Annotated in this window: 1 protein-coding gene; it reads right to left on the reverse strand. The window is 68.6% G+C overall.

Features of this window, described 5'->3' with window-relative positions; genetic code table 11:
- Nucleotides 1-389: hypothetical protein (locus tag LU671_RS29375; protein WP_232857817.1), on the reverse strand; the 389-nt coding region annotated here is incomplete at both ends.

The following is a 389-nucleotide window of genomic DNA, read 5'->3' on the forward strand; positions in this document are numbered from 1 at the left end:
TCCTGGGCGATCAGCTTGCCGCCCTGGTTGTCGAGCACGCCGTTGGCCTGCACGCTGATCGCGCCCTTGGCCTGCACGGTGCCCTTGGCATTGTTCAGGCTTGCCGCCTGCAGGCCTACCTCACCCTGCTGGCTGTAGATCAGGCCATCGCTCGTGTTGCTGAGCGCCCCGCTGCTGTTGAGCACGAGCGCGCCATTGGCGGCCAGGGTGCCGCGCTGGCTGTTGTCGATGCCGCCGGCCAGCACCTTGAGCAGGCCCTGGCTGGCGATCTGGCCAGCCTGATTGTCGACCAGGCCGGCGCGCTGGATCAGCAGGTCCTTGCCGGCGAACAGCGTGCCCTTGCGGTTGAGCAGGTCGGCGAGCAGATCGAGGGTCAGGGCGCCCTGGGC

It is taken from the genome of Pseudomonas sp. NMI760_13 (genome assembly GCF_021283245.1).
In the GTDB taxonomy this organism is placed as follows: Bacteria; Pseudomonadota; Gammaproteobacteria; order Pseudomonadales; family Pseudomonadaceae; genus Aquipseudomonas; species Aquipseudomonas peradeniyensis.